At 68.1% G+C, this 23,992-nt stretch carries 23 protein-coding genes, 4 tRNA genes and 2 pseudogenes; 9 read left to right on the forward strand and 20 right to left on the reverse strand.

Annotated elements, in window-relative coordinates; all coding sequences use genetic code 11:
• Nucleotides 1-1,715 (forward strand): annotated as a pseudogene (locus tag BST28_RS07430) (restriction endonuclease); the annotation flags it as partial.
• Nucleotides 1,716-1,752: 37 nt separating this feature from the next.
• Here BST28_RS07430 and BST28_RS24675 read toward each other — a convergent pair.
• Nucleotides 1,753-2,172, reverse strand: a complete 420-nt coding sequence (locus BST28_RS24675; RefSeq protein WP_234808227.1) for a hypothetical protein — start codon at nucleotides 2,170-2,172, stop codon at nucleotides 1,753-1,755.
• Nucleotides 2,173-2,229: 57 nt separating this feature from the next.
• Nucleotides 2,230-2,451 (reverse strand): annotated as a pseudogene (locus BST28_RS25060) (GntR family transcriptional regulator); the annotation flags it as partial.
• 302 nt (nucleotides 2,452-2,753) lie between these two features.
• Here BST28_RS25060 and BST28_RS07440 point away from each other — a divergent pair.
• Genes BST28_RS07440 through BST28_RS07460 form a run of 5 tightly spaced genes read left to right on the forward strand, consistent with a single transcriptional unit; the run spans nucleotide 2,754 to nucleotide 6,228 of the window.
• On the forward strand, nucleotides 2,754-3,176 hold the full coding sequence (locus tag BST28_RS07440; protein ID WP_052537925.1) for a hypothetical protein: 423 nt from the start codon (nucleotides 2,754-2,756) through the stop codon (nucleotides 3,174-3,176).
• Complete coding sequence (locus BST28_RS07445) at nucleotides 3,173-4,498, forward strand: FtsK/SpoIIIE domain-containing protein (RefSeq protein WP_052537926.1); 1,326 nt, start codon at nucleotides 3,173-3,175, stop codon at nucleotides 4,496-4,498. The genes BST28_RS07440 and BST28_RS07445 overlap by 4 nt, the downstream gene beginning before the upstream one ends.
• Nucleotides 4,491-4,832, forward strand: a complete 342-nt coding sequence (locus BST28_RS07450) for a hypothetical protein (RefSeq protein WP_052537927.1) — start codon at nucleotides 4,491-4,493, stop codon at nucleotides 4,830-4,832. Before BST28_RS07445 ends, BST28_RS07450 begins: the two co-directional genes overlap by 8 nt.
• 5 nt (nucleotides 4,833-4,837) lie before the next feature.
• Complete coding sequence (locus tag BST28_RS07455; protein ID WP_052537933.1) at nucleotides 4,838-5,074, forward strand: helix-turn-helix transcriptional regulator; 237 nt, start codon at nucleotides 4,838-4,840, stop codon at nucleotides 5,072-5,074.
• Nucleotides 5,074-6,228, forward strand: a complete 1,155-nt coding sequence (locus tag BST28_RS07460; protein WP_052537928.1) for a site-specific integrase — start codon at nucleotides 5,074-5,076, stop codon at nucleotides 6,226-6,228. The genes BST28_RS07455 and BST28_RS07460 overlap by 1 nt, the downstream gene beginning before the upstream one ends.
• Before the next feature lie 38 nt (nucleotides 6,229-6,266).
• Here the strand turns inward: BST28_RS07460 and BST28_RS07465 are convergent.
• The 3 genes from BST28_RS07465 to BST28_RS07475 all read right to left on the reverse strand — a co-directional run bounded on the left by BST28_RS07465 (nucleotide 6,267) and on the right by BST28_RS07475 (nucleotide 6,551).
• Nucleotides 6,267-6,343, reverse strand: a tRNA-Phe gene (locus BST28_RS07465).
• A gap of 29 nt (nucleotides 6,344-6,372) precedes the next feature.
• Nucleotides 6,373-6,446 (reverse strand) — tRNA-Asp (locus BST28_RS07470).
• A 32-nt stretch (nucleotides 6,447-6,478) separates the two neighbouring features.
• Nucleotides 6,479-6,551, reverse strand: a tRNA-Glu gene (locus BST28_RS07475).
• A 124-nt stretch (nucleotides 6,552-6,675) separates the two neighbouring features.
• Between BST28_RS07475 and BST28_RS07480 the strand changes: the two genes are divergently transcribed.
• Nucleotides 6,676-6,751, forward strand: a tRNA-Lys gene (locus BST28_RS07480).
• A 60-nt stretch (nucleotides 6,752-6,811) separates the two neighbouring features.
• On the opposite strand, the gene BST28_RS07485 is transcribed toward BST28_RS07480, so the two are convergent.
• The 4 genes from BST28_RS07485 to BST28_RS07500 are packed head-to-tail and all read right to left on the reverse strand — an operon-like array spanning nucleotide 6,812 to nucleotide 11,224.
• A complete protein-coding gene (locus BST28_RS07485) occupies nucleotides 6,812-7,726 on the reverse strand; it encodes a class I SAM-dependent methyltransferase (RefSeq protein ID WP_083080548.1) in 915 nt (304 codons plus the stop codon).
• Nucleotides 7,727-7,773: 47 nt separating this feature from the next.
• Nucleotides 7,774-9,126 (reverse strand): amidohydrolase family protein, encoded by a 1,353-nt coding sequence (locus BST28_RS07490; protein WP_083080549.1) that lies wholly within the window; start codon nucleotides 9,124-9,126, stop codon nucleotides 7,774-7,776.
• Entirely contained in the window at nucleotides 9,120-10,274 is a 1,155-nt protein-coding gene (locus tag BST28_RS07495) for a CoA transferase (protein ID WP_083080550.1), read from the reverse strand. The genes BST28_RS07490 and BST28_RS07495 overlap by 7 nt, the downstream gene beginning before the upstream one ends.
• On the reverse strand, nucleotides 10,265-11,224 hold the full coding sequence (locus tag BST28_RS07500; RefSeq protein ID WP_019738816.1) for an enoyl-CoA hydratase/isomerase family protein: 960 nt from the start codon (nucleotides 11,222-11,224) through the stop codon (nucleotides 10,265-10,267). Before BST28_RS07500 ends, BST28_RS07495 begins: the two co-directional genes overlap by 10 nt.
• A 113-nt stretch (nucleotides 11,225-11,337) precedes the next feature.
• On the opposite strand from BST28_RS07500, the gene BST28_RS07505 reads away from it, so the two are divergent.
• On the forward strand, nucleotides 11,338-12,852 hold the full coding sequence (locus BST28_RS07505) for a class I adenylate-forming enzyme family protein (RefSeq protein WP_083080551.1): 1,515 nt from the start codon (nucleotides 11,338-11,340) through the stop codon (nucleotides 12,850-12,852).
• Nucleotides 12,849-13,151 (forward strand): hypothetical protein, encoded by a 303-nt coding sequence (locus BST28_RS07510; RefSeq protein ID WP_065286663.1) that lies wholly within the window; start codon nucleotides 12,849-12,851, stop codon nucleotides 13,149-13,151. The genes BST28_RS07505 and BST28_RS07510 overlap by 4 nt, the downstream gene beginning before the upstream one ends.
• A gap of 18 nt (nucleotides 13,152-13,169) precedes the next feature.
• Here the strand turns inward: BST28_RS07510 and BST28_RS07515 are convergent, their stop codons facing one another.
• From BST28_RS07515 to BST28_RS07565, 11 genes are all read right to left on the reverse strand, one after another.
• Nucleotides 13,170-13,676 carry a DoxX family protein gene (locus BST28_RS07515; protein ID WP_083080552.1) on the reverse strand — a complete coding sequence of 169 codons (507 nt, stop codon included), beginning with the start codon at nucleotides 13,674-13,676 and terminating at the stop codon, nucleotides 13,170-13,172.
• Nucleotides 13,673-14,341, reverse strand: a complete 669-nt coding sequence (locus BST28_RS07520) for a fatty-acid--CoA ligase (protein WP_083080611.1) — start codon at nucleotides 14,339-14,341, stop codon at nucleotides 13,673-13,675. Before BST28_RS07520 ends, BST28_RS07515 begins: the two co-directional genes overlap by 4 nt.
• A gap of 29 nt (nucleotides 14,342-14,370) precedes the next feature.
• A complete protein-coding gene (locus BST28_RS07525) occupies nucleotides 14,371-14,913 on the reverse strand; it encodes a hypothetical protein (RefSeq protein WP_083080553.1) in 543 nt (180 codons plus the stop codon).
• Nucleotides 14,910-15,524, reverse strand: a complete 615-nt coding sequence (locus BST28_RS07530) for a TetR/AcrR family transcriptional regulator (RefSeq protein WP_165606994.1) — start codon at nucleotides 15,522-15,524, stop codon at nucleotides 14,910-14,912. The genes BST28_RS07525 and BST28_RS07530 overlap by 4 nt, the downstream gene beginning before the upstream one ends.
• Nucleotides 15,525-15,631: 107 nt before the next feature.
• The gene (locus BST28_RS07535) at nucleotides 15,632-16,780 is read right to left on the reverse strand and encodes an acyl-CoA dehydrogenase family protein (RefSeq protein ID WP_083080554.1); all 1,149 of its coding nucleotides are present in this window, start codon (nucleotides 16,778-16,780) and stop codon (nucleotides 15,632-15,634) included.
• A 10-nt stretch (nucleotides 16,781-16,790) separates the two neighbouring features.
• A complete protein-coding gene (locus BST28_RS07540; protein ID WP_029249155.1) occupies nucleotides 16,791-17,936 on the reverse strand; it encodes a thiolase family protein in 1,146 nt (381 codons plus the stop codon).
• Between the two features lie 5 nt (nucleotides 17,937-17,941).
• Nucleotides 17,942-18,757, reverse strand: coding sequence for an enoyl-CoA hydratase/isomerase family protein (locus BST28_RS07545; protein WP_019736827.1), 816 nt, complete (start codon nucleotides 18,755-18,757; stop codon nucleotides 17,942-17,944).
• Entirely contained in the window at nucleotides 18,757-19,974 is a 1,218-nt protein-coding gene (locus BST28_RS07550; RefSeq protein WP_083080555.1) for a CaiB/BaiF CoA transferase family protein, read from the reverse strand. Before BST28_RS07550 ends, BST28_RS07545 begins: the two co-directional genes overlap by 1 nt.
• A 30-nt stretch (nucleotides 19,975-20,004) precedes the next feature.
• Nucleotides 20,005-21,195, reverse strand: coding sequence for an acyl-CoA dehydrogenase family protein (locus BST28_RS07555; RefSeq protein ID WP_234808222.1), 1,191 nt, complete (start codon nucleotides 21,193-21,195; stop codon nucleotides 20,005-20,007).
• Nucleotides 21,196-21,262: 67 nt separating this feature from the next.
• Entirely contained in the window at nucleotides 21,263-22,969 is a 1,707-nt protein-coding gene (locus BST28_RS07560; RefSeq protein ID WP_083080557.1) for a thiamine pyrophosphate-binding protein, read from the reverse strand.
• Nucleotides 22,970-22,994: 25 nt separating this feature from the next.
• Entirely contained in the window at nucleotides 22,995-23,966 is a 972-nt protein-coding gene (locus BST28_RS07565; protein ID WP_083080612.1) for an acyl-CoA dehydrogenase family protein, read from the reverse strand.
• Nucleotides 23,967-23,992: the final 26 nt, after the last annotated feature.

Raw genomic sequence — 23,992 nt, forward strand, 5'->3', positions numbered from 1 at the left:
CGGGCAACTGCTTCTTCGACATGGCTCCATCCTCGTTTCCAAGGTCTGGAGCCTCCATCAAACCCAGGGCGATTCACAACGAGGAACTCGACGAGCTGGGTGGCACCGAGTTGGAGTTCCTGCCCATCACCACCGGGGCGTACCTCTACCTGTCCGGGACACCATTCAAGGCCTTGGCGACCGGCGAGTTCATCGAGGAACAGATATTCAACTGGACCTACAGCGACGAGCAGCGGGCCAAGCAGCAGTGGGCGAAGGACCACCCGGACGCATGGAACCCATACGGGGCGCTACCGGAGATGCGACTGCTGACCTATCAGATGCCCGACGAGCTGCTGGCGATTGCCAGCCAAGGGGAGTTCGACGAGTTCGATCTGAACGAGTTCTTCGCCGCGATCGGCGATGGGCACGCAGCAGAGTTCAAGTACAAGGGCGATGTACAGAAGTGGCTCAACATCATCCGCGGCGCATACTCCCCGACTCAGATCGACAACCTCAAGCTCGGAGGGAAGAAGCCGCCCTTCCCCTACTCGGACGTCCGCCTGCTGCCGTACATGAACCATTCCTTCTGGTTCCTTCCATCGGTCGCTGCGTGCCAGGCGATGGCGAATCTCTTGGCGGAGAAGCAGAACGTGTTCTACCACGAATACACCGTGCTCACGGTCGCAGGCCCAGGGGCCGGCGTCGGGCTGGCTGCGCTGCCTCCCGTCCGCGAGGCGATCGGCAACGGACACGACTCGAAGACCATCACGCTCTCCTGTGGCAAGCTCACCACCGGGGTGACGGTGCCGCAATGGTCGTCGATCCTGATGCTGCGCAACCTCAACTCGCCGGAGACATACTTTCAGGCGGCGTTCCGTGTGCAGTCGCCGTGGTCGATTAAGAACCCGGACGGTGACGACCCGAACCTGGAAGAGAATCTCAAGCCAGCCTGTTTCGTGTTCGACTTCGCGCCGACACGTGCTCTTCGGCAGATGGCCGAATACGGGATCGGGCTCTCACCGGAAGTCCCCAACCCGGAGGACGCGGTGAAAGATCTGGTCAGCTTCCTGCCGGTGCTCGCCTACGACGGTTCCAACATGACCCAGGTGGACGCCGGCGGCATCCTGGATATCGCCATGGCCGGCACCTCCGCGACACTGCTCGCCCGGAAGTGGGAGTCGGCGCTGCTCGTCAACGTCGACAATGACACCCTGCGCAAGATTCTCGATAACCCCGCAGCTTTCGACGCTGTGATGCGGATTGAGGGATTTCGGGCGCTGGGGAGCGACATATTCGAAACCGTCATCAACAAGAGTGAGAAGGTCAAGGCGACGAAGAAGGCCAAGGGCGAGGACATCTCCGCTAAGGAGAAGAGGGAACTGACCGCGGAGGAAAAGGAGTACAAGTCGAAGCGGAAGCTGATCCAGGAGAAGCTGATCAAGTTCGCGACCCGCATCCCGGCCTTCATGTATCTCACCGACTTCCGCGAGAACACGCTCAAGGACGTCATCACGAAGCTTGAACCCGGTCTCTTCAAGGCGGTCACGGGCCTGACCGTGGACGACTTCAACCTGCTGGTTTCCCTCAATGTCTTCAACAGCACGCACATGAACCAAGCGGTGTTCGCATTCCGCCGCTACGAGGACTCCTCGCTGTCCTACACCGGGATCGACAGCCACGAGGGGCTCAGCCACCTGGGTCTGTACGACACGGTCGTTGCGCGAGAGGCGTAACAGACGGGATTCAGGGGGCTGCCATTTCGCAGTCGGTTTAATTGCCCGAATGCCTTGATAACGAGTTTCCCGGCTCCGGAGTAGGAGAATCGGAACCGGCAGCTAAGGCGGCACTTCGTAGGGTCTCGGCCGCAGATTGAGCGGCGCTGCAAGCAGCTGCAAAAGTTTGCCGAGCAGTCTCCATTGCAGTAGAGACTTGCTGCGCATGCGCCGAGTCAAGAACATCTGTATGGAGACGCACCGCAAGGGCACCGAGTACGTCAGCTTGGGTCAACCCGATGCCTGCGAGACTTTCGATGAGCTTGGCCGTCACTGCTGGTTCGCCGACTAGCATTCCAACCTCGATGAGATCCCCGGCCAGCGTGTACATCCGCGTACGGATGTTCTCGGCCTGGGCTACCAGCGGGGCGGCATCTCCCCAAGCGTTGAAATCTGGAATTGTCACCTCGGCGGGCATGCCAGGCTCTTGAGGCCATAGCTCCCTCATCGGCGGCGCGGCCCTTACAGCTACTCTACGGCCGGGGGCCGGCACAAGCAGGCCCTCATCGCGGAGCTCTTGTACGGCCCGCCTAACGGTCATCCTTGCGACGCCAAAAGTTTTGGCTAGCTTTGTCTCTGCTGGAAGCCGCTCCCCGGGAGCCAGCTCGCCCGATGTGATCGCTTGTCGCAGCATGTGCGCGATCTGTTCGTATGGCAGCGCATCTTGGTCGCGATCAACCTGGTCGAACTCCAACACGGCCCCTTAATCCTCGGACTGGCACCAAACTAGCCAATAGCTAGACCAATCTACACGGTGTCGGCCTCAAGGCGTAGTCTCGCTAGCCCAGATGACCCACGTGGCCGGATAGCGCCTCTGGACCCACTTCCTCGCAGGTAATTGAGCTGTGAACGCACCTGGCACCGCCGCGTCGCCAGCACGCCAAACCGAGAAGGCGACCATCGCAGAGCCTTCGACACTTGATTTGTCTAGTCATTGTCTATACCGTAATTTTTGTCCGCCAGGAACCGCCGGTGGCCCGAAACAGAAGGGAACCAAACATGTCCATCCCCAAATGGCTTCAGATCACGCACGACCAGGTGTTTTCGTGCGGCGCGTTCGTCGTATCGGAAGTGACGCCGATGATCGACTTCAACCGGTCCTCCGGCGAGAACCGTGTCCAAGCGACCGACCGCGACACCGGTTTACCGATGTGGCAGGTGGAGGCGCTCGACGGCGATCCGGCCGCACCGAAGCGCAGCCGCACCGTAACGGTCAAGTTCGCCGCCCAAACGCCACCCACCGCCCCCACCAATTCCAGCGGGACACCGTTCACGCCCGTGGTGTTCGAAGGACTGATGGGCCTGCCGTACATCGAGCGATCTGGAGACTTCTCCCGGATCGCGTGGTCCTTCCGAGCCGCGGGCATGACAGCGCCGGGCAAGACCTCCACCGCGGCGAACACGGGCAGGGCGTCGGCATGAATCCCGACCCGTACGCGCCCGTCGGTTACGACATACCGCTGCTGTTCGACCACTTCCTACACTTGCTGATCAGTTTCGTCCTGTGGGTCGTGGTCGCCGTAATCATCGCCGGCGTCAGCCTGATCTGCTGGCGGCTGGGCTCACCGGAAACCTACGAGGAGCACCTCGCTGGACCAGCGCGTCTCCTACGCTGGCGGCTTTGGGCGCACATCTCGTGGCGACGGCTGTGCAAGCGCTGCGGCCTGTCAGGCTCTGAGCACGTCACCCGCCGTGATCGTGACGGACGTCAGGTCGCCGCGACCCGCTGGTTTCATCCAAAGCTGGTGGGCACCGGGGTTACCCACACCGGCCTGCGCTTGACCGTACGGGCGAGGATGGGACAAACCGTCGAAGACTTGGAGAGGGCCGTTCCGGCTATCCGCGACGCCGCGCGTGCCCACTCGGCGCGCTCGGTCGTGGTCTCTCCCGGCACCATCCGCATCGAACTGGTCATGCGCGAACAGCTGTCGACGATCGGAAACCCCGCGCAGCCGACGACGGTGACCACAGCGCGAATAAGGCTCGGGCGATGTGAAAACGGCGCACCCTGGATTCTGCAAGTCGCCGAACGCCAAACCCTGACAGTTGGGTGCTCGGGCTCGGGAAAGGGGTCGGTGTTCTGGGGTATTGCCTGCGGCTTCGGCCCTGCGATCGCGGAGGGCCTGGTCCACCTGATCGGGATAGACCTCAAGTACGGCATCGAAGTGTCCGTCGGCGCCCGCTTGTTTACCAGGGTCGCCACCACCGAAGCCGATGCAGTGAAAACCCTTGCCGCGGTGGAGCAGCTGATGGACAAACGGGGGGCGCGAACGGCAGAAAAGACCCGGCAGCACAGGGCCACGCAGTCGACTCCCCTAATCGTTCTGATGATCGACGAGTTGGCGGGGCTGACCGCGTACATGAGCGACCCGGCGATGCGCAAAGAAGCCAATGCCTCGCTGTCACGGATTCTGTCGAAAGGCCGCGGCCTCGGAATAGTGGTGGCTGCCTTCGTGCAGGATCCCCGCAAAGAAGTGATACCGATGCGCGGTCTGTTCACCCAGACGATCGCGCTCCGGCTCCGTTCCCGCGACGAGGTCGCCATGGTGCTCGGTGATGGGCTCGCCGACGTTGCACCAGCCCACCGCATCAGCCCAAACGATCCGGGGACCGGCTACGTCATCGACGAGGACGGGCAGGTAACCAAGGTGCGATCCGACTTCTGGACCAACGATCAAATCCGGTCCATCGCAAAGAAATACGGACGGACGCGCACTACAGAGGCAGGACCGCGCCATGAGTGACGACTGGCCCCGCTTCGCGCCACCCGACCAGGATCAATTGGCGCGCCGGGCTGACGACCTTCGGCACCGCGCCGCGCTGGTCCGCCGATACGGCTGGGGCCAGTACCGGAGTCGCTGGTCCACGGGCGAAGTTCTCGGAGTCGCCTTGGTCCTGGACGATCAGGCCGAACTGTGGCGCCGCTTCGCAACAACGGAGTCCGCTCTTGCCGCCTGGGCATTCACCCTGTGGGGACTCGCACGCGGCGAAGACGATGTCGCAGCCGGACTGCCAGCCACCCTGGCCTGGTTCGAGTCTCTCCGGGACCAGTCCACCAGGCCGCAGCCGCCGAGGTGATCGAGATGGTCACTCACGGCATCCGGGAAGCGCTCGTCACCGCTGGTGGCTTTCCAGAGCTGCTCACCGTCGATCAAGTGGCAGCACTGCTCGGCGTCTCCGCTGCAACCCTCAACCGCTGGGCCGCGCTCCGCGAAGCCACCGGTGAGCAGATCGGTCCGCCCTGCTACACGCTGTCGGAGCGGGTGCGGCGCTGGGATTGCGCGGAGGTCCGCTCCTGGCTCAAGCAGGTGCGTCGCTAATGGCCGGCAACACGCCGCGCGGCATCCGAAAGCGCACCAATACGGCCGGACAGCCCCGCTACCAAGTCCGCTACCTGATTCGTGATCCTGACGCGCCATCCGGTTGGGTTGAAACGTCCGCCACGTTCCCGACTCTGCGCGAGGCGAAGGCGTTCAAGTCCGAACGCGACAACGAGGCCGCACTCGGTGCACGGCGGTTCGACCCGCGCCTCGGCCGCACACCACTGAATCGGATCTGGGCACAGTTCTCCGACTCCAAGAAACCCGCGGTGTCACCGAAGACTTGGAGCGGCTACACCCAGCACTGGGAACTGCGCATCTCGCCCCGGTTCGGTCATGTGCCGGTTGATGAAATCACCCGCGCTGACGTCCAGGCTTTCGTTGACGGGCTCACGGTCGGGCCGTGGGCGAAGGTGTCCACGTTGCGGCTCCTGCGGTCAATCCTCGACGTCGCTTACCAGGACGGCCGAATCCACCGCAATCCTGCGATCGGTGTGTCGGCGGGTCGGATTCCCGAGCGGGAGCGCCACCGCTACCTCACCGCGCAGGAGGTCCAGATACTCGCCATAGCTTGCGGAGACCAGGGCGATGTCGTGACAATCCTCGCCTACACCGGCCTGCGCTGGTCCGAACTCGTCGGCCTTCGCGTCAAGGACGTCGACCTGGTAGCCCGCCGCCTCTATGTCCGACGGGCCGCGCCCGAGGTGGTAGGCCGCATCGTCATCGGGCCGCCGAAGACCCGCGCCGGTATCCGAGCCGTCCCGCTCCCCCTAGTCGTCGTCGACATCCTCAAAACGCGGATCGGTGGGCGGGCTCCCGACGAGCCCGCCGTCACCTCGCCCAACGGGGCATTGCTGCGATCGAACAACTGGCGCCGACACACGCACTGGAACAAGGCCCTGAAGAAGACCGGGCTGGCGCCGTTGACGATTCACGATCTGCGCCATACCTACGCCAGCCTGGCCAGAAAGTCCGGCGCAGACCTCAGATATGTGCAGAAAACCATGGGCCATTCGACACCGACCGTGACCGCGAATATCTACAGCGACCTCTACGCCGACGAGCTGGATCAGGTGGCAACCAACCTCGATCAGCTACATGCGACCGAGATTCACACACCGACGACCGGACAGAAACCGGACAAAGAAAACTGACAACCGAGTGCATAACCCGTGTCTATGCAGGTGAAGACTGGTGGCCAGGGCCGGGATCGAACCGGCGACCTTCCGCTTTTCAGGCGGACGCTCGTACCAACTGAGCTACCTGGCCGGAAGGCACGTGTGCCTCGCCGCATAAAGCGACCCTGACGGGACTTGAACCCGCGACCTCCGCCGTGACAGGGCGGCGCGCTAACCAACTGCGCCACAGGGCCTTGCTCGTCGCTCCGCGTCTCCGCGATGCGAGTACCCCCTACGGGATTCGAACCCGCGCTACCGCCTTGAAAGGGCGGCGTCCTAGGCCGCTAGACGAAGGGGGCCAGAACCGAATCTCTCCGGGGACTCGCAACGTGGTCACGTTGGGAGCTTCGCTAGCTTAGGGCACGGCGGGTCCAATCCTCAAACGCGGGCTCGATCGGGGAGGCAGTATTCTGTCCCGGCACGGCCCCTATAGCTCAGTTGGTAGAGCTACGGACTTTTAATCCGCAGGTCGTAGGTTCGAGTCCTACTGGGGGCACCACATCGATGGCGTCGGCGCGCCGTCGCCGCCGCACCGCCGGGTCAGCCGCTGTGATGCTTTTCATACCGACGAGCCGGGCAGTGCGGCGCTCAGATAGGTCAGATCGCCGAACGCCACCGCCAGCGGATCGTCGCCGTACTCCAGGCCGGCCTCGGCGTAGAGCTCGGTGACCTGCCGGCCCGACACCGTCCAGCCCGCCGCCGTCAGGTAGTCGACGATGTGGTTGCGCTCGCCGTGGTAGATCAGCTCGCCGATCTCGACCTCGCAGCCGATGGATTGCAGCTTCTCTCGGTGCTCGCGCCACTCCGGGCCGGAGAACACCGTGGTGTCCTGAATGAACTCACACGCCAGCCGGCTGCCCGGTGCGCTCAACCCGGTGATGGTGTCGAACAGGGCGTCCTGATCGTCCGGCTGCAGGTAGACCAGCAGGCCCTCGGCGCTCCAGACGGTGGGAGCGTTCGGGTCGAACCCGGCGGCGGTGAGCGCGGCGGGCCAGTCGTCGCGCAGGTCGACGGCCACCGTGCGGCGCTCGGTGGTCGGCTCGGCGCCCAGACCGGCCAGGGTGGTGGTCTTGAAGTCGATGACCTGCGGCAGGTCGACCTCATAGACGACGGTGCCGGCCGGCCAGGCCAGCCGGTAGGCGCGGGCGTCGAGCCCGGCGGCGAGGATGACGGCCTGGCGGATGCCGCCTTGGGTGGCGGACTCGAAGTGCTCATCGAAGAAGCGGGTGCGCACGCCCATGCCGTGGCCCATCCGGACCGGATCGAAGTCGTCGCCTTCGGGGAACGCGATGTCGCCGTCCACCATGCGGGTGAAGAAGTCGATGCCGACCGCCCTCACCAGCGGTGCCGCGAACGGGTCGTTGATCAGTTTGTCCGGTCCGGTGGTGGCCAGCGCACGCTGCGCGGCGACCATGGTCGCAGTCGCTCCCACACTGCTGGCCAGGTCCCAACTGTCACTGTCCGAACGCGTCATCAACCGTTCCTTCCGAATTTCGCCATTAACCAAACTATCTAGACAGGCTACCCAATGCCGCTGTGCTGGGACACCACCGCGCCCGCGACGACGGTCACCGCGACCGTCTCGGCGTCGAGTGCGGCCAGGACCTCGGCCGGGCCGGCAGCCAGCAGACACAGGTCGCCGGGTTCGCCGGGCGCGATCCGGCGCGGTGTCGCCGGCCGCTCGGGCCGGCCGGCGAACATCGCCAGCGCGGCGCGGGCCGATATCCGCTCGGCCGGGCCCAGCACCGCTCCGCTCGGGGTGATCCGGCGCACCGCGGCCCGCATGGCCGCCCAGGGATCGCCGTCGCCGAAGGGCGTGTCGGTGGACAGCGCCACCGGAATACCGTTGTCGCGTAACGACGCCAGCCGCCACAGCTCGTGGTGCCGGTCGGGTTCGATCTCGGCGAGGTAGTCGTCGCCGCGTTCGGCGACGAAGTTGGGCTGGGTGATCACGGTGATCCCGAGTGCGGCGAGGTCGGCCAGCCGGTCATCGGGCACCACCGCCGCGTGTTCGATGCGATCGTCGCGATGCGCCCCGGCGGACTGCCATGCCGCGATCGCCACGGTCAGCTGCGCATCGGTGACGCAGTGCAGGGCCACACCGTGATCTCGGGAGTGGTTGTCGCACAACGCTTTTACCAATGCATCAAGGTTCAGGCGGGCGTCGTCGAGGATGATCTTGGCCGGCCCGAGGGTGACGCCGGGCGCCGGGGCGGTTCCGGCGGGCGCCAGGCAGTGCAGGCGCTGCAGCAGCTCGCCGCGACCCCGCGCCGCGGCGAATACGGCGACATCGGTGTCGCCGTGGTCCGGGGTGGCCTCGGTGATCCCGGTGACCCCGCGGGCGGCCAGCTGACGGCTCAGCCGCCGCAGCGACGGCTCTCGCTGCGGCAGCCCGGGCGCCGGATCGCCCTGCGCCCGCAGCAGCCGCCCGTCGGGATGCTCCCCCATCCCGATCCGGGCCAGGCCGGCGGAGTTGAGCACCCACAGCGCGCCGCTGCGGTGCGCCACCCGCACCGGGGTCTCGGGGCAGAACCGGTCCAGCAGCGCGGCATCGAGCTCGCCGGCAACCGACTCGTGGTAGCCGTACCCGCGCACCCAGCCGTCGTGATCGGGGGTCGCCGCGCGCAAGGCGGCGGCCAGCTCGTCGACGGTGCGCACCTGCGGCGGACCCAGGCGCACCGAATCCTGTGCTGCGGCCGCCGACCGCAGATGCAGGTGGTGATCGTGCAGTCCCGGAATCAGCGTGGCGTGGGCAGCGTCGAACACGTCTTCGCCGCGGCGCGCGTCCAGCCGGGGCGCGACTTCGACGATGGTCTCGGCCAGCCGGACATCGACCACGGATCCGTCCAGCAGCACCGCGCGCTGGATCAGCACCGTGACACCATCTCGCCGACCCGCGCATTGTCCGCCCCCAGCCGCGGGCCAGGGCCGTGGATGCGCGGGCGCGGGGGCGGCGACACCGGGTACTGACCGCCGCCATGCCGCGGCAGCGCGGCGTAGCCGGCTGCGACGGCGGCCAGCGCGAAGGTGATGACCTCGCCGCCGCCGCGGGCCAGCGCCTCAAGCACCGCTCCGGCCGCTTCGATGCCGGTCAGCGGATCGGCGATGGCGTCGCCGCAAAACACCGGGTCGCCTGCCGCATCGAAGCCCACCAGCCCGCCGGCCACCGCGGCGTCGTCACCGAACCCGGGGAAGCCGTCGTGGCCGGTGATCTGCAGCCACACCCGCCCGGGCCGGCCCGCCACGTCGAACGGCCCCAGCCCCCGGCGGGTAAGCGCCGCGGGACGCGAGCCTTCTAGCACCACGTCGGCGGCGGCCAGCAACTGCGCCAGAAAGGCGGCGTCGCGATCGAAATCGAGTGCGCAGGAAAGCTTCCCGGCGTTCATCCAGTCGAAGAACGCGGGGTCCCCGGCCCGGGTGCCGTCCGGGCGGGACGGGCTTTCCACCTTGATCACCGTGGCGCCGGCCTGCACCAGCAGTTGCCCGCACAGCGGCCCGGCCCACAGCGAGGTCAGGTCGACGACCAGCGTGCCGCGCGGTCCGCGGCCGGGCCCCGAAGGCCCGGCCCGGCGGATCAGAGGCGGCGCGGCAGCGGCCTCGCCCAGCGCGGCGGCGGGGAGATCGAGCAGTCGCGCCCGCGCCACCACGCCGGCCACCGGCTTGTCGGCCGCCCATGCGGCGAGGGCCCCCCACGGCTCGCCGGGGCACTCGGCTTCGATCAGGGCGGGCACGGCGTCGATGTCGTCGGGGCGCGACAGGGTGAGCGCCCACCAGCCGTCGGCGGCGGTCAGCAGCCGGGAGGCTCCCCCGGCCGAGACGCGGCCGGCTCGCGTCCAGCCCCGCAGTGCGGCGCGGCCGGCCAGTAGGGTCGCGGCGTCGACGCCCAGGCCCAGCCGGTCGACGGCGTCGGCCGCGCGCTGCAGCACCGCGGCGCGGGAGAAATCCGGCGGACCGTCGGGCGCACCGGTCAGCCAGGCCAGCCCGGATGCGCCCCAGCCGATCGCCGGATCCGCTACGGGCACGGCCGGGCCTCGGCCGAGACCTCGTCGACCAGCCCCCACCGCAGGGCGGTCGTCGCGTCGATGGTGCGTCCGGACAGGATCAGATAGGCGGTGCGCCACCGTCCGATGCGGCGCGGGATGCTGACGGTGCCACCGGCGCCCGGTATCAATCCGAGGTTCAGCTCCGGCAGGCCCAGCACCGCGTCCGGGTGGGCGCGCACGCTACCGCAGAAGGCGGCCATCTCCAGTCCGCTGCCGAGCACCTGGCCGTGGATGTCGGCGCGGCAGCGGGCGCCGAGGCGGGCGGTCAGCGCATCCAGCGCCAGCGCGGGGCTGTAGCGGGTGCGGGCGAGGTGGGCGCTGGGCACATCGGTGAAGCCGCCGAACTCGGCGAGGTCGCCGCCGCTGCAGAACGATCGCCCGGCCCCGGACAGCACCACCTCCTCGATCGAGGTGTCGGCCTCGGCGACGGCCAGCCCGTCGAGCAGGCCGGCGCGCATCGCGTTGCTGAACGCGTTGTGCCGTTGTGGTCGGTTCAACCGCAGCCGCAGGGTGTCGCCGTCGCGGTCGATCAGCACCGGGTCGCTCACCTCCGGTGCCGTGGCCGGTCCCCGCTCGGCCAGCCAGTCGGCGAATTCCGGGCCGGCCTGCAGCACCGAGTAGGCCAGGGATTCGGTGATCACTCCGGCGAACGCCGGCGCCGCCGGGTCGATCGCCCGCAGCACGTCGTCGCAGATCGCCGCCGCGTGCGGGCGGCGCCGGCACCGCTGGGCGATGTCGGTCAGCGCCTGGCTGACCGATCCGACGGTGATCACCCGGCGGTCGGCCACCTCGGTCTCCGAGAGGGTGAAGCTGGCTCGCTCCAGCCAGTGCTCGGCGTGCGCGCCGTCGAATCGGGCACCGGTCGCGATGATGAGCCCGTCGCCGGGTTGGGCGTCGGGTGCCGTCTCGAGATCGACCACGCTGATCATGACGCACGTCAGCGTACCGAGGGCGGCCGCCCGAACCGGCGTCCGACGGTAGCGAAACTACCGTAAAATGATAATGTCGTTCTCATTCACGACGCATGACGGGGAGCCGAGCGGTGAGCATTTCGTTGTTGCTGGAAATGGCGGTGTCCGCCGACCCGGATCGGGTCGCCGTCGTCTCGGAAACGACCCGCTACACCACCGCGGAGCTCAACGCCCTCGCCGACGCCGGGGCCGGCGTGATCAACGAGACCGGTGCGCGCAGTGTGGCCTACGTCGGGATGGGCGGCGACATGCTGCCCCTGCTGCTGTTCTCCGCGGCGCGGGCCGGGCAGCCCTTCGCGCCGCTGAACTACCGGCTCAGCGGGCAGGCGCTGCGCGAGCTGATCGGCCGGCTGCCGCAACCACTGGTCGTCGTCGACAAGGAATACCTGGACCTGATCGGCGAGGCCGGCGCGATCGGCGTCGGCCAGATCGATTCGGCCACCTTCTGCGCCCGGGCTCGCACCACCACACCCGCGGTGCAGTGGCCGGACCCCGACGACGTGGCGGTCGTGTTGTTCACCTCGGGCACCACCTCGGCGCCGAAAGCCGTTGAGTTGACCCACAACAACCTGACCAGCTACGTGACCGGGACGGTGGAGTTCGGCTCGGCCGATCCCGACGACGCCGCGCTGATCTGTGTTCCGCCGTATCACATCGCCGGGGTCGGCGCGGCGCTGAGCAACCTGTATGCCGGACGCAAGTCGGTCTATCTGCGCCGCTTCAGCGCCGCCGAGTGGGTCCGGCTGGTCAGGACCGAGGCGGTGACCACCGCGACCGTGGTCCCGACGATGCTCGAGCGCATCGTCTCGGAACTGGAAGCCCGCCCGGTCCCGCTACCCACCCTGCGCAACCTGGCCTACGGCGGGTCCAAGGTGGCCCTGCCGCTGGTGCGCCGGGCGCTGGACCTGCTCCCCGAGGTCGGTTTCGTCAACGCCTACGGCCTGACCGAGACCAGTTCGACGGTTGCGGTGCTCACCCCCGAAGACCACCGCACGGCTTATGCGTCCCCCGACGAGGCCGTGCGCAAGCGTTTGGGTTCGGTCGGGCGCCCGGTTCCCGGCATCGAGGCCGTCATCCGCGACGACGAGGGCCGGCCGGTCGCCGCCGGAGTGCCGGGAGAGTTGTTCGTTCGAGGCGAGCAGGTTTCGGGCACCTACACCGGCATCGGGTCGGTGCTCGACGACGACGGTTGGTTCCCGACCCGCGACCTCGCCGTGCTGGACAGCGAGGGCTACCTGTTCATCGTCGGCCGCTCCGACGACACCATCATCCGCGGCGGCGAGAACATCGCCCCCGCCGAGATCGAGGACGTGCTGGTTGAGCACCCCGAAGTGCGTGAGGTCGCGGTGGTCGGCGCCCCGGACCCGGAGTGGGGCCAGATCATCGTCGCCTGCGTGGTAGCGGCGCCGGGTGCGTCGCCGGAACCCGAGGCGCTGCGCGAGTATGTTCGGGAGCAGCTACGCGGTTCCCGCACGCCGGATCGGATCGTCTTCCGGCCGGAGTTGCCGACCACCCCGACCGGCAAAGTGCTGCGCCGGGAACTCGTGGACGAACTGCAAACAGTGAATGCCGAAGGGGCACAATGATCAAGTCCGGTACCCGTCTGAAGAGTCAGGTGTGCGACACCCAGGTCATCGTGGTGAAGACCGCCGACAGCCTCGATGATCTGCGCGCCGGCGGCGCCCCCATGGTGCCGCTGGACGGCGACGCCTCCGGCGGCGCGACCTTGGACCCGGACTTCGCCGACGGCGCCGTGATGGGCAAGCGCTACGTCGACGAAGCCGGCGCCGAGGTCCTGGTCACCAAGGCCGGCGCCGGGACGCTGAGCATCGGCACCGTGCCGATGGCCATCAAGGAAGCCAAGCCGCTTCCGGCCAGCGACTGACCGGCGGGGCAGACCTCCTCAGGCCTGCTTCGGCACCGGCCGGAAGAACACCACCAGCTGCCCGATCCCGCCGGCCAAGCCGAGCCCGACCGCGATCGCCAGGCCGGTCCACCCGTCGCACCAGTTCTGGCCGAACAGTAGGTGATCCAGGCTGAGCGGCCCCGCGCCCACCATGGCGATCCCGACCGCGACGGCGGCCAGCACCAGGTTGTATTCCCACCCGCTGTTGACGATGAAGAAACCGTTGGCGCGGTGCACGGTCCAGGCCGCCACCAGCATCAGGGCGACGAAGCCCGCCGCGGGAATCGGTGTGAGCAGACCGGCGGCCAGGCCCAGTCCGGCGGCGATCTCGGTTCCGGCGGCCACCCGGGCGTGGAAGGCGCCGGGCCGCATGCCGATGCTGTCGAACCATCGCGCCGTACCGGGGATCCGGCCCCCGGAGAAGATCTTGTTGTAGCCGTGCGCGGCCATGGTCAGACCGAGGCACAGCCGCACGATCAACAGTCCCACACCGTAAGCGGTCATCGAATGGGTTCTCCTTCTGCTTGGTCTTGCGGGTCATCTTGCTGATCCGCAACGCGGATCACGTGCTGGAGCCGACCGACGAAGACCGGCGGATAGACGCCGACGCCGGCCCGGGTGATCCAGTCGGCGGCGAATTCGGGTTGGCTGATCCACTGCGCGGCAACGACTTCGGCTTCCTCGGTGGCTTCCTGCAGCATAAACACCTCCCGGGGATTGTCGAACGCCCGGTAGATCCAGACGTTCCGGATGCCCGCGGCGGTGAACTCCTTGGCGGTGGCACGCACGTGTGCGATCAGCGCCTCGGCGTCGACGACTTCGGCCACCGCGGCCACCACCACTGCCGGCGGCGAGGACTGCGAATCGGCCAGTTCGATGCGCTGCGCGAGCGAACCGGCGAAGACGGCCGGGATGTCGTTGACGCCGACGGCGTCGAACCAGTGCATGAAGGCGTCATCGCGGAGCAGGTCGGTCACCGGCTCAGCGGCGCAGACCGACATCACCGCCAGCACCCGGCCGGGATCCGCCGACGAGGTGTAGACGAGGACCTGACGGGCGCCCAGGTGCGCCAGGCTGTCGCGGTGGCGCTGCAGCAGCGGCCAGATCCGAGCCGGATCGGGAACCCGATAGTCCGTCACCAGCACCAGGGAGCGCGACAGCTCGGGCACGGTCTCTCCTTCAGGCGCGACGGCGCCCCTCAGCTTGCCGGGCTCAGGTCCGCCGCGACCGATGTACACGCCGCCGGCCCGCAGCGAAACTTCTCGATGTGGGCTGATCCCGAGCGGGTGGCCGCCGGATCGACGCCGGCCGCCCGCAACGCCTGCGCTTTGAACGCGCGGGCCGCCGCGCTGAGCCGGTGCTGGCGGGCGTCGACGTCGTCATGCAGTTCGGCGGGCACGGCTCCCCACAGTGTCACCTCGGTGCTGCTGTGCGCCAGCGCGTCGAGCACGCCTTGGCGCACTTGTGCGTGGCCGTCGAACATCTCGGCGCAGACGGCGATCGTGTGGGGGTGCGGCCACTGCTCCCAATGCTTGAGCACCGACGCCAGGTCCAGCACCCGGGCCCCGAGGATCTGCAGGGGGCGCGTGTCGGTGTCCTCCGCGGCGTCGAGGATCATCACGGTGACATCCCACCCTGCCGTCGCGCGGTCATAGAGCCAGCCCCCCGCGGCGGTGACGACATCGAGGACGCTGCGGCCGACGACGTCGAACCGATAGCGATTCTGCGGGTCGCCGATCATCGGTGCCCGTCCTTTGCCGGCGGAGCGAAGTCGCGGGCCAGTGTTTCCGTATACGCCGTGAACACCTCGTTCAGGGGTAGCGAAGGGTCCAGAAGCCATGACATCTCCATTCCGTTGATAAAGGCGAGAATCTCGGCGGCCTTGATGTCCGCGTCGAAGTCTGTGCGGTAGCGGCCGGCGTCCTGGCCGCGCCGGATCAGGTCGGCGACGATCTCCACCGCGGCGCGGTACCGCTTGAGCATCCGATCGTGCAGTGGCGCCTCGGGCAGCACGTTCTCCGCGAGCAGCACGGTGAACGTTCCGACCAGTTCGGGTGCCCGGGCGAACCGCTCGGCCACCCGCTGGATCTCCTCGATGAGGTCGCCGCTGCGGTTGGCGTGGGAGTCGTCGTCGGCGTCGCGGGCGTCGAGAACGGCGTGCAGCAGCTGTTCCTTGGACGCGAAGTGGTGCAGCAGGCCGGCCGCACTGACGCCGGCATTGCGGGCGATCTGCGCCAGTGAGGTGTTGCGCCAGCCGTTGCGCGCCAGCAGGTGTTCTGCTGCGAGCAGGATCCGCTGCCGGCGGTCCTCGCCCTTGGCGAGCAATGTGGCGTACGGCCGTGGTGAGGTCACCGGGCTCCTTCGATCAACCAACCAAGTGAACACACAGTAGGTTGGTTAGGGTAGTTGTGACAAGGGTCTCATCGAAGATTCTTTTTCGCCGAGGTCACACAGTCGTGTTAGAGGCCCAGCGACTTGGCGATGATCATCTTCATCACCTCGCTGGTCCCGGCATAGATCCGGGCCACCCGCGCATCGGTGTAGAGCCGAGCGATCGGGTACTCCATCATGTAGCCGTAGCCGCCGAACAGCTGCAGGCAGCGGTCGATCACCCGGGCCTGCATCTCGGTGCAGAAGAGCTTCACCCGCGCCGCGTCGGCCGCCGACAGCGCACCCTCGACGTGTTCGGCGACCGCCCGGTCGAGCATGCACTGGGCGGCCTCGATCTCGGTGGAGACCGCGGCCAGCTCGAATTTGGTGTTCTGGAACGACGCGACCGGTGAACCGAACACATTGCGGTTACGGACGTAGTCGATGGTGGCGGCCAGCGCCGAGCGGGACTGAGCGACCGATCCGACGGCGACGGTGAGCCGCTCCTGGGCCAGGTTGTGGCCGAGGTAGCTGAACGCCTCCCCCTCCTCCCCCAGCCGGTTGGCCACCGGAACCCGGACGTCGGTGAAGGACAGCTCGGCGGTGTCTTGGACCTTGCAGCCCATCTTGTCCAGTTCCCGGCCCCGGGCGAAGCCCGCCATGCCGTCCTCGACCACCAGCAGGGTCAGGCCGCGGCGGCGGTTGTCGGGGTCGGTCGAGGTGCGGGCCACCACGATCACCAGATCGGCCTGGATGCCGCCGGTGATGAACGTCTTGGCCCCGTTGAGGATGTAGTCGTCACCGTCTCGTACGGCGGTGGTGCGCATCCCGGCCAAGTCCGATCCGGTGCCGGGCTCGGTCATCGCGATCGCGGTCAGCAGCGTGCCGGCCGCCAGGCCGGGGAACCAGCGTGCCCGCTGTTCGTCGTTGGCGTAGTGCAGGAAGTACGGCAGGATCACCTCGAGTTGGGTGCGCACCGTGGACAGCGTCACCAGGGCACGCGCCGCCTCCTCCTGCAGCACCACGTTGTAGCGGTAGTCCTCGATGCCCGCACCGCCGTACTCCTCGGGGATGGCCATGCCCAGCATCCCCAACGAACCCAGCTGCTCGAACACCTCGCGGGGCATCCGGCCGGCCTTCTCCCAGTTGAGATATTCGGGCACCACGTGCTTCTCGACGAAGTCGCGGGCCAGGGCCCGAAACGCCTCGTGGTCTTCGGTGAACAGAACACGCTGCATGTACTGTCCCCTAACCGACCAGCTCGACGATCGTGGCGTTGGCGGTTCCGCCGCCTTCGCACATGGTCTGCAGGCCGTAGCGAATCCCGTTGTCGCGCATGTGGTGAATCATCCGGATCATCAGCACCGCACCGGAGGCGCCGAGCGGATGGCCCAGTGCGATGGCCCCGCCGAGCGGGTTGAGTCGGTTGGCGTCGGCGCCGGTGTCGGCCAGCCACGCCAGCGGCACCGGCGCGAAGGCCTCGTTGACCTCGAACACGCCGATCTCGTCGATGCCCAGCCCGGCCCGCTTGAGCACCTTCTCGGTGGCCGGGATGGGCCCGGTCAGCATGAGCACCGGGTCGGCCCCGGTCACCGCGCCCGCGCGGTAGCGCACCAGCGGGGTCAGCCCGCGCCGGGCGGCCTCGTCTTCGCTCATCACCAATAGTGCTGCGGCACCGTCGGAGATCTGCGAGGAGTTGCCGGCGTGGATCACGCCGTCCTCGCGGAAGGCCGGCTTGAGGCCGGCCAGCTTCTCGGCGGTGGTGCCCCGTCGGATGCCCTCGTCGGCGTCCACCACGCCGCCGTCCGTGGCGACCGGCACGATCTGATCGCGAAACGCCCCGGCGTCCTGCGCGGCGGCGGCCAGCTCATGTGAGCGCACCGAATATTCGTCGACCTGAGCGCGATCGAAACCCCACCTCTCGCAGATCATCTCGGCGCCGATGCCCTGGTTGAACTGGAATCCGTCATAACGCGCCAGTGCTTGCGGGCCGAACGGTTCTCCGGTGGCCCTGGCGGCGCCGAGCGGGACCCTGCTCATCACCTCGACACCGCCGGCGACCACGACATCCTGCTGCCCCGACATCACCGCGTGCACCGCGAAGTCGAGCGCCTGCTGGCTGGAGCCGCAGGCCCGGTTGACCGTGGTCGCCGGGACGTGCTCGGGCCAGCCCGCGGCCAGCACGGCGTAGCGCCCGATATTGCTGGACTGGTCGCCGACCTGCGACACGCAGCCCCACACCACATCGTCGACGGCGCCGGGATCGACACCGGTGCGCTGCATCAGCTCGTTCAACACGAGCGCGGACAGGTCCGCGGCGTGCACCCCGGCCAAGCCGCCGTTGCGCTTGCCGACCGGGGTGCGCACCGCCCCGACGATCACTGTTGGTCGCATCTGAACTACTCCGATCTCGTTGGCTTCGCCGGCCACCCGCCGGTGAAGCGCGGCGTGCGTTTCTCTGCGAACGCCGCATACGCTTCGGCGGCGTCGGTTCCGGCGAAATTGACTATCTGGGCTCGTGATTCATTGGCCAGGGCGGCGGCCAGGGTGGCGTCGGCTCCCTGGTTGAGCAGCGCCTTGGTCTGCGCCAAGGCCCGCGGCGGGCCGGCCGCCAGCCGGTCGGCGAGGTCCTCGACGAACGCGTCGATCTCACCGGACCCGACCACCCAGGTCACCAGGTTCAGGGCTTGGGCTTCGGCGGCGTCGATGGTCTCGGCCAAAAGCGCCAGCCGCTTGGCCTGCTGCAGGCCGACGATCTTGGGCAGCAACCATGATCCGCCCAGGTCGATCGAGAGCCCCCGCTTCGAGAAGATCTGACAGAACGTCGATTCCGGCGTCGCGACCACCAGATCGCAGCCCAGGGCCAGGTTCCAGCCCGCACCGACCGCGACGCCGTTCACCTTGGCGACGGTCGGCACCGCCAGCTCGTGCAGGGCCAGCGCGACGTCGGACAGCCGGCGCAGCTTCTCGGCGGGGTGGACCTCATCGGGGGTGCCGATGTCCGCGCCCGAGCAGAACGCACCGCCGGCGCCGGTGATGACCAGAGCGCGCAGGTCGCGGTCGTCGGCGGCGTCGCGCAGCGCCTCCCGCAGCTCCCGCCACAACTGCGGGTTGATCGCGTTCTTGCGTGCGGGCCGGTTCAGGGTGAGCGTGCGCACGCCGTCGCGATCGCTGCTCAACAGGACCGGTTCACCGGCCCCGGTGTGGTGTGCCATCAGTTCCCAGCCTGCCCGATCGCTCCCTGGCCGCGGAGCGCGGCGATGTCGGTGTCGGTGAAACCCAGCTCGCCCAGCACCGCGTCGGTGTGTTCGCCCAGGCCCGGCACCGCCCGCATCGGCGGGTCGTAGCCGGCGATCACCGGCGGGGGCAGCAAGGACGGGATCGGTCCGGTGGGTGTGTCGATCGAGCGCCATCGCTGCCGCTCGGCGAGCTGCGGATGGGCCAACACGTCGCTGGGCGTGTTGTAGCGGGCGTTGCCGATTCCCGCGGCATCGGCGGCGTCCTGGATCTTGGCCAGGTCGTGGCGCGCGCACCAGTCGCCTATCGCCTCATCCAGGATCGCCCGGTGCGCGACCCGGCCGGCGTTTCCGGCGAAGCGCGGGTCGTCGGCCAGATCGTCGCGGCCCAGCAGTTCGCGGGCCAGCCGCTGCCACTCCCGGTCGTTGGTGGTGCCCAGCACCACGGTGTGCCCGTCGGCGGTCGGGTAGGCGCCGTAGGGCGCCACCGCCGGTGAGCTCATCCCCAGCGGCTGCTGGTCGATCCCGGAGTGCCGCGCGTAGGTCAGGTGGTAGCCCATCATCTCGGCCATGGTGTCGAACAGGCTCACGGTGATCGACGGCGCCGGGGAATCCTGGTCCGCCCCTTTGCGCCCGGCCAGCAGCGCCACGATCGACAGCGCCGAGTACAGGCCGCTGGTCACGTCCGCTACCGGCGGGCCCGGTTTGGCCGGGGCGCCCGGATTGCCGGTCACCGAGCACACGCCCGATTCGGCCTGCACCAACAGGTCGTAGGCCCTTTTGTGCGACAGCGGTCCGCCGGTGCCGTAGCCGTCGATCTCCACGGCGATCACGTTCGGGTGCCGGTGCGCCATCTGCTCGGGGGAAAGGCCCAGACGTGCGGTGGCGCCCGGCGCGAGGTTGGACACCAGCACGTCGGCGCGGTCCAACAGACGATGCAGGACATCGCGTCCCGCTTCGCTTTTCAGGTCCAGGGTCACCGACTCCTTGCCCCGGTTGACCCAGACGAAGTGCGCGGCCTGGCCGTGCACCACGTCGTCGTAGTAGCGGGCGAAGTCACCGCCGTCGGGGTTTTCCACCTTGATGACCCGCGCGCCGAAGTCGGCCAGGGCGCGGGTGCACATCGGCGCCGACACCGCCTGTTCCAGGGTCACCACGGTGACGCCGGCCAGTGGTGCGGCTGACTGTGGGGGCATCACATCACCATGCCACCATCCACCGGCCCATCAGTAACTCCTGGGTAGTCCGAGCACGTGCGAACCCAGGAAGTTCAGGATCATCTCCTGACTGATCGGCACGATCTTCATCAGCCGCGACTCGCGGAAGTACCGCGACACCGCGTACTCCTCGGAGTAGCCCATGCCGCCGTGGGCCTGCAGCGCCCGGTCAGCAGCCGCGAAACCGGCATCGGCACAGAGGTATTTGGCCATGTTGGCCTCGCGGCCGCACGGCTTGCCGTTGTCGTAGAGCCAGGTGGCCTTGCGCAGGATCAACTCGGCGGCATCCAGGCGGGCCAGCGAGTCCGCGAGCGGGAACTGAATGCCCTGGTTCATGCCGATCGGCCGGTCGAACACCACCCGCTCGTTGGCGTACTTGACCGCGCGGTCCAGCGCGACCCGGCCGATGCCCAGCGCCTCGGCGGCGATCAGCATGCGCTCCGGGTTCAGCCCGTGCAGGATGTAGGAAAAACCTTTGCCCTCTTCACCGATCCGGTGTTCGACCGGGATGCGCAGGTCGTCGATGAACACCTCGTTGGAGCCGACGGCGTTGCGGCCCATTTTGGTGATCGGCCGGATGTCGACGTGGTCGCGGTCGATGTCGGTGAGGAAGAGGGTGAGACCGTCGGTGGGTTTGCCTCCGCGCTCCTGCACGTCCTCGCGGGACTCGGTGCGGGTCAGCAGCAGGATCTTTTCGGACTCGACGGCTTTGGAGATCCAGACCTTGCGACCGTTGACGAGGTAATCGCTGCCGTCGCGCTTGGCGAACGTGGTGATCCGTGTCGTGTCGAGGCCCGCGGTCGGTTCGGTGACGCCGAAGCACACGTGCAGGTCGCCATGGGCGATGCGGGGCAGGGTTTCGGCCTTCATCTCCTCCGAGCCGAAGACCACGACCGGCTGCATACCGAAGATCGACATGTGGATCGAGCTGGCGGCGTTCATGCCGCCGCCCGAACGCGCCACTTCTTCAGCCAGGATGGTGGCCTCGGTGATGCCCAGCCCGTGGCCGCCGAACTCTTCGGGGATGGTCATGCCCAGCCAGCCGCCACCGGCGATGGCGTCGTAGAACTCGCGCGGGAATTCGTGCGCCAAGTCCTTGGTCATCCAGTAGTGGTCGTCGAACTTCGCCGCGAGTTCGGCGACCGATTGCCGGATCAGCTGCTGGTCCTCGGTCAGCTCGAAGCTCATTCCGCCGGACATGGTCTCCTCCAGTCCATCAGCACAGCGCGTGGACGTTCATTAGTCGCAAACGAGAATATCATTCTCGTCACTGGGTTCCTTCGGCGTACCAGGTGCGGAACTCGGCGTAGTTGGGCATCTCTTCCGAGTTGGCCTTCGGGTCGATGCACACGTGGATCACCGCCGTCCCGCCGGCGGCGTAGGCGCGTTTGATCGCCGGCCCGATCTCGGCCTCGTCCTGCACATACTCGCCGTGGCAGCCCATCCCCTCGGCGATCTTGTCGAACCGGACGTCCTTGCTCCAGTGCACCCCGGGCTGCGGCGAGGGCTGCTCGAACGTGCGCTTGTACACCCCGACCTCCAGGCCCCACTGGTGATCCACCCCGACCACGCAGACCAGCGGGAGCCCCAGCCGGGCCGCGGTTTCCAGCTCGGCGATGTGGAACAGGAACGCCGAGTCACTGGTCAGCAGCATCACCGGCCGCTTGCCGCCCTCGGCGACCGAGGCGCCCACCGCGTACGGCAGCCCGGTGCCCAGGTGACCGAAGTTCTGGTTCCACATCACGTCGTGGGGTTTGGCCTGGGAATAGGTCCACTGGAAGATGACGGTGGCGCCGCCGTCGCGGACCATGATGCCGTCGGCGGGGAATGCTTTGGTCGCCTCGACCACGAAGCGCGCCGGGTGCACCGGAGAACGTCCGGCCGGAGCGGTCTCGGCCAGCTCGGCGAGCTGGTCGGCGTCCTGTTTGATCCAGCGGTCCAGGTCGGGTGACGGGGAGCGGGGACGGTCTTTAAGTGCCTCCACGAGCTGCGGGACGACACCGCGCAGGTCGCCCACCAGCGGCACGTCGACGGGTCGGTTCACCCCGATCGCCAGCGGGTCCTGTTCGACGTAGACCCATTTGCGCTCGGCGTTGCGCTCCGCCCAGTGCCGGGTGGTGCCGTAGTGCACCGGCTCGCCGAGTTCGGTGCCCAGCGCCACGCAGACGTCGGAGGCCGCCACCGCCTCGACCGCCGATGCGGAGAACCCGTAGGGGAAGGTGCGGTCTTCCAGCCCGGGGATGAACGCGGTACCGCCGGAGGTCTGGATCACCGGACACGCCATCAGCTCGGCGAGCTCCGCGACCGCCGCCGCGCTGCGCGAGGTGTGCACCCCGTGGCCGACCAGCAGGATCGGGCTGGCCGCGTTGCGGATGATCTCGGCGGCTTCGGCGACCTCGGGCGCACCGGCCCGTTGATTCACCAGCCGGTAGCGGTGCGGCTCCGGTGGACCGGCGACGTCGAGCTCTTCGAGGATCACGTGCGACGGGTATTCGATGTAGGACGGTCCGGGCGTGCCGGACAGCGCGCGCCGGATAGCCTCGTGCACGATCTCATCGGTCTGGCCGGCGTACTCGATCGATGCGCTGTACTTCACCGACGGCGTGAAAAGCTCTTCCTGCCGGACGAATTGGATCCGCCCGCGTCGCACCCTCCGTTCGGTGATGCGGGCCCGTTGTCCGCCCAAAAACACCACCGGGGAGTTCTCCACCTTCGCGCACATCATCGCCCCGGCGATATTGGCCACCCCGGGCCCCAGCGTGCCGATGCACAGCCCGGGCCGGCCGGTCATCCGCGACGCCGCCTCCGCCATGAATCCGGCGCTCTCCTCGTGGTGCGGGGCCACCACCGACCAGCCGCGCTGTTCGGCCTCGACGAACATGTGCACGAAATTCGGGTCGGGGATGCCGAACAGCGTGTTGACGCCCTCGGCTTCGAACAATTCCAGTATCCGGCGGTAAACGGGTACACCCACTTCTCGAAACTCCTTGTTCTGCTTGCTAATACCGTTGAGCGAGATGTTGCCGGTGCGCTGCCGGTGACCCGAACAGCGACCGGTTGAAGACGGCGCGTTTCAGATAGACGTGGATGCCGCTCTCCCACGTGTAGCCGATGCCGCCGTGCAGCTGCATGGCCTTGCCGACCACGTCGACGGCGGCACCGCAGGTGTAGGACTTCGCCATGGCGACCGCTGCATCGGCGTCCTCGGGGCCGCCGGCCACCACCGCGACCACCGCCGCAACGGCCTCGCGCACCAGGGCGCGGGCCACCGACACCTTCACCTGCATGTCGGCGCAGGCGTGCTTGACGGCCTGAAAAGACCCGATGGCACGGCCGAACTGTTGTCGCGTCTGCGCATACGACACGGTCGCGGCGAGCATCGCCTCGGCCAGGCCGAGGCTGTCGCAGGCCACCGCGAGCGCCGCCCGGTCGCGCACCGTCTGGGCCCCGCGCAAGTCGGCGAACCGCAGCGGCTCGGCAACCTCGATACCGTCGGCGGCCACGGCGGCCACCGCGCGCGTCTCGTCGAGCACCGGTTGAGGTGTGACGGTGAGATCGTCGGCGACCACGGCGACTTCGGTGCCGGTGTGATCGGTGGCCAGCACCAGCAGCCGGTCGGCGCCGTCGGCGTCCGGCACGAACTCGGCGCGGCCGGTCAGCCGTCGGTCGGCGGACAGGGTGAAGCACCCGCGGTCCCCGAGCACCGCCGCCGCCCTGGTCGGCCCGGCGGTGACGCCGGACAGCAGTTCGTTGCCAACGACGCTGTCCTGCAGCGTATTGAGCAGGCCCACGGCCAGCACGGCGCTGCCCAGGTAGTGGGTTGCCGCGGCGGCCCGGCCCAGTTCTTCGCAGACGACCGCGACCTCGGCGAACGTCGCACCGGCCCCGCCCAGCGCGTCGGCGACCTCCAGCCCCACCCAACCGGCGCCGATCATCGCGGGCCAGTCGACCAGCCGGCCGCGGGCCAGCATGTCGCCGGCGACCGCCCGCAGGTCGT

It is taken from the genome of Mycolicibacter kumamotonensis (assembly GCF_002086285.1).
Taxonomy (GTDB): domain Bacteria; phylum Actinomycetota; class Actinomycetes; order Mycobacteriales; family Mycobacteriaceae; genus Mycobacterium; species Mycobacterium kumamotonense.

What these genes read in the sequence shown, in the direction of transcription:
- BST28_RS07525 (WP_083080553.1), bottom strand. Translation starts at nt 14,913, where the DNA reads ATGATCGGCGACCCGCAGAATCGCTATCGGTTCGACGTCGTCGGCCGC.
- BST28_RS07540 (WP_029249155.1), bottom strand. Translation starts at nt 17,936, where the DNA reads ATGCGACCAACAGTGATCGTCGGGGCGGTGCGCACCCCGGTCGGCAAG.
- BST28_RS07455 (WP_052537933.1), top strand. Translation starts at nt 4,838, where the DNA reads ATGGTCACTCACGGCATCCGGGAAGCGCTCGTCACCGCTGGTGGCTTT.
- BST28_RS07510 (WP_065286663.1), top strand. Translation starts at nt 12,849, where the DNA reads ATGATCAAGTCCGGTACCCGTCTGAAGAGTCAGGTGTGCGACACCCAG.
- BST28_RS07460 (WP_052537928.1), top strand. Translation starts at nt 5,074, where the DNA reads ATGGCCGGCAACACGCCGCGCGGCATCCGAAAGCGCACCAATACGGCC.
- BST28_RS07485 (WP_083080548.1), bottom strand. Translation starts at nt 7,726, where the DNA reads ATGACGCGTTCGGACAGTGACAGTTGGGACCTGGCCAGCAGTGTGGGA.
- BST28_RS07565 (WP_083080612.1), bottom strand. Translation starts at nt 23,966, where the DNA reads ATGCTGGCCCGCGGCCGGCTGGTCGACTGGCCCGCGATGATCGGCGCC.
- BST28_RS07555 (WP_234808222.1), bottom strand. Translation starts at nt 21,195, where the DNA reads ATGTCCGGCGGAATGAGCTTCGAGCTGACCGAGGACCAGCAGCTGATC.
- BST28_RS07535 (WP_083080554.1), bottom strand. Translation starts at nt 16,780, where the DNA reads ATGCAGCGTGTTCTGTTCACCGAAGACCACGAGGCGTTTCGGGCCCTG.
- BST28_RS07515 (WP_083080552.1), bottom strand. Translation starts at nt 13,676, where the DNA reads ATGACCGCTTACGGTGTGGGACTGTTGATCGTGCGGCTGTGCCTCGGT.
- BST28_RS07440 (WP_052537925.1), top strand. Translation starts at nt 2,754, where the DNA reads ATGTCCATCCCCAAATGGCTTCAGATCACGCACGACCAGGTGTTTTCG.
- BST28_RS07445 (WP_052537926.1), top strand. Translation starts at nt 3,173, where the DNA reads ATGAATCCCGACCCGTACGCGCCCGTCGGTTACGACATACCGCTGCTG.
- BST28_RS07545 (WP_019736827.1), bottom strand. Translation starts at nt 18,757, where the DNA reads ATGGCACACCACACCGGGGCCGGTGAACCGGTCCTGTTGAGCAGCGAT.
- BST28_RS07500 (WP_019738816.1), bottom strand. Translation starts at nt 11,224, where the DNA reads ATGATCAGCGTGGTCGATCTCGAGACGGCACCCGACGCCCAACCCGGC.
- BST28_RS07450 (WP_052537927.1), top strand. Translation starts at nt 4,491, where the DNA reads ATGAGTGACGACTGGCCCCGCTTCGCGCCACCCGACCAGGATCAATTG.
- BST28_RS24675 (WP_234808227.1), bottom strand. Translation starts at nt 2,172, where the DNA reads ATGCCCGCCGAGGTGACAATTCCAGATTTCAACGCTTGGGGAGATGCC.
- BST28_RS07550 (WP_083080555.1), bottom strand. Translation starts at nt 19,974, where the DNA reads ATGCCCCCACAGTCAGCCGCACCACTGGCCGGCGTCACCGTGGTGACC.